This window comes from Oleiagrimonas sp., from assembly GCF_027858935.1.
Lineage (GTDB): Bacteria > Pseudomonadota > Gammaproteobacteria > Xanthomonadales > Rhodanobacteraceae > Oleiagrimonas.
Genome location: NZ_JAQIBU010000186.1, coordinates 1 through 3,487 on the forward strand (window position 1 = coordinate 1; position 3,487 = coordinate 3,487).

The 3,487-nt window shown below is 57.3% G+C and carries 2 protein-coding genes; both read left to right on the forward strand.

All coding sequences use genetic code 11. The features are described from left to right. Nucleotides 1–1,710: DNA gyrase subunit B (locus PF446_RS06950; protein WP_298070561.1), on the forward strand; the 1,710-nt coding region annotated here is incomplete at its 5' end. Between the two features lie 219 nt (nucleotides 1,711–1,929). Next, nucleotides 1,930–3,216 (forward strand): tetratricopeptide repeat protein, encoded by a 1,287-nt coding sequence (locus PF446_RS06955; protein ID WP_298070563.1) that lies wholly within the window; start codon nucleotides 1,930–1,932, stop codon nucleotides 3,214–3,216. Nucleotides 3,217–3,487 lie beyond the last annotated feature (271 nt).

A 3,487-nucleotide genomic window follows, 5' to 3' on the forward strand; every position in this document is an offset into this window, starting at 1 on the left:
CTGCACCCCAACGTGATTGGTTTCAGTGCCGAGGAAAACGGTATTACCGTCGAGCTGGCCATGCAGTGGACCGATGGCTATCAGGAAACGATGTTCTGCTTCACCAACAACATCCCGCAGCGCGACGGAGGCACCCATCTGACCGGTTTTCGCACGGCACTGACGCGTACGCTGCAGAACTACATCGAAAAGGAAGGCCTGGCCCGCAACAACAAGTTCACGTTGTCTGGCGACGACATGCGCGAGGGCATGATCGCAGTGCTCTCGGTCAAGGCACCGGATCCGAAGTTTTCCTCGCAGACCAAGGACAAGCTGGTCTCGTCCGAGGTCAAGACCGTGGTCGAGCAGGTGGTCTACAAGGAACTGGGTGATTTCCTGCTGGAGCATCCCGCCGAGGGCAAGGCGATCGCGTCCAAGGTCGTCGATGCCGCGCGTGCACGCGAGGCCGCGCGCAAGGCGCGGGAGATGACACGGCGCAAGGGCGCATTGGACATTGCCGGCTTGCCGGGAAAACTGGCCGATTGCCAGGAGAAGGATCCGGCGTTGTCCGAACTGTTCCTGGTCGAGGGTGATTCGGCCGGAGGTTCGGCCAAACAGGGACGCAACCGCAAGACGCAGGCGGTATTGCCCCTGAAAGGCAAGATTCTCAACGTCGAGAAAGCCCGTTTTGACAAAATGCTGTCCTCGGTCGAGGTTGGCACCCTGATCACGGCGTTGGGTACCGGCATTGGCAAGGACGAGTACAACCCGGACAAGCTGCGCTACCACCGCATCATCATCATGACCGATGCCGATGTCGACGGGTCGCACATCCGGACCTTGCTGCTGACCTTCTTCTACCGGCAAATGCCGGAATTGATCGAACGCGGCCATGTCTATATCGGTCTGCCGCCGTTGTACAAGATCAAGCAGGGCAAGCAGGAGCTGTACCTGAAGGACGATACGGCGCTGAACGAATATCTGATTTCCAATGCCGTCGAAAACGCAAGCCTCGTCTATGCGACTGAAGCACCGCCGATAACCGGCGAAGCGCTGGAAAAACTGTTGCGTGACTACCAGACCGCGTTGACCCAGATCATGCGACTCAATACCCGCTGCGATACGCAGGTCTGGACCGCGATGCTGGAATATGCACCACTGGAACCCACGCTGTGGGACGACGCACCCGCCATGCAGGCCTGGCTTCAGGGGCTGTCCGCTCGACTGGCTGCGAGTGGGCTGGGAAGGCCACGTTTCACCCTGGAACTGCACGCGGCCACCGTGGATCAGCCGGCGGCCATCGTCGTCATGCGCAACCAGCATGGTCTGGAGCACACGTGGGTGCTTGCGCAGAACTTTTTTTCCGGCCTGGAATATCGCCCGATCCTGAATCTGGCTCGCGAGCTGCACGGGATGATCCAGGAAGGCGCAGAGGCGCGTCGTGGCAATGCCTCACGCGGGATTACCAGCTTCGTTGATGCCCGCGACTGGCTGCTGGCCGAAGCCAAGAAGGGCCGAAGCATCCAGCGTTTCAAGGGATTGGGTGAAATGAACCCGGAACAGCTGTGGGAAACCACGGTCAATCCAGACACACGCCGCATGCTGCAGGTCGGTATCGAGGACGCGGTTGCGGCTGACCAGATGTTTTCCATGTTGATGGGCGAAGCAGTTGAACCGCGACGCGAATTTATCGAGACCAATGCACTGCATGTCAGCAACCTCGATATCTGATCGGAACCGCCCCGGGCTGAATATCCAGCCCCGCAGGGGTGGGCGTCATGGAAGCCCGCCAAGCGCATAATGTAAAAATTTAGTAAATTCAACATCCTGGGACTGCACGGGCCCGAGTCAGGGAGACTTGAGCTTGTTGCACCAGTGCGGGTACCCTTGACCCCTTCGCTGCACGCCATGCGCACGCAGCCCACAAGAAAGACGAGGTGGAAAATGAGGTTGGCATCGTTTTCGAAGATCCTGTTTGCTGCTGCCGTGGCACTGATGATGGTCAGCGGATCAGCCATGGCCCATGGCAGCAACAAAAGTGGGGAGAAGAAACAGTCGAAGTACCCCAATGCAACGCGCAAGGCCCCCAAGCTCGACCTGACCAGTCAGGAGGATGCCGACACCATCAACAAGGGCTCCAAGGCCTATAACAAACACGATTACGCCACGGCAAAGAAGGTGCTGCAGCCCTATGCGGACGGCACGGCCAGCAAATCCAAATATGCGCAGGTCGTGGCGCTGCAGATCATGGGAAACATTGCCTACAAGGAGGGCCATGTAGACAAGGCTATCCAGATGCTGCAAAAGGCCCTGACACTGAATGTCATGCCGAACCAGACCTACTTTGACCTGGAATACGAGCTTTCCCAGTTCTACATGGTCAACAAGCAGTACCAGAAATCGGCCGATATCATCGACAAATGGCGTCAGGAAGGAAAACTGCAAACGGCGGATTCCTACGGGGTCCAGGGCGTTGATTACTATCGATTGGGGCAATACGACAAGGCTATCGCCGCGATCAAGAAAGCCGAGTCCATGACCGACAAGCCGAGAGAGACCTGGAACCAGGTTCTTGCCGCCAGCTATGCCGAGTCGGGCAATACCACCGAAGCGATTGCGGCCGCAAAGGCGCAATTGGCCAAGAACCCCGATGACATGACCACCTTGCACAACGCCGTGTCACTCATGGTCAGCGCAGGGAACTACGACGAAGCCACGAAATTGATGGAGCAGGCACAGACCAAGGGCCTGCTGAAAAAAGGCAAAGACTACGTTCTACTGGCCAAACTGCATCTCATGAAGGCACAGGACGCCAAGGATGCGAAGCCGGAGGCACAAAAAGCCGTAAGTATCATCAAGCAAGGCATCGCCAAGGGCGTACTCAAGCCCGGTTACGAAAGCAACAAGATCCAGGGCGACGCGGCGTATTTCAGTGACAAGATCAATGAAGCCATCTCGTTCTACGGCAAGGCCGCGCAAGATGCACCTGACGGCAAAGTCAAGTTGCAACAGGCCCAACTGCTTTTGAGCCAGCATGAGGACAGCGCAGCGCGCAAGGCATCAGAAGCTGCGATCAAGCAGGGTCTCAAGCATGAAGGCCCAGCGTACATGGTGATCGCTGAAGCAGAGCGTTCCATGGGCAACAAGTCCGGCGCGATCAGCGCAATGAAGAAGGCGGAAAAGGATCCGACCACACAAGCCAAGGCCAAGGCATGGCTCAAGAAAGCGACACGGTAAACCGACGCAAACCATTGAATAAAATCGCCTTTTCGGTACCTGAACCGGGGCTATACAAAACAGCTTCGCTAGTGTACCTTGATTAACTTCTGCTCCACGGACGGGGTGATGCAGGGCTTTGACCGATGCATCGTCCCCTCCGCATGGGCAACACTTTTGTTGGGTTTAGCAATTGACTGATGGCCTCAAAGACTGACAACACCGGCCGCGAGCCGTTCAACTGGAGACGCACCGTGGCGCTGGCATCAGCGATCGCGTTGCATACTTTCGC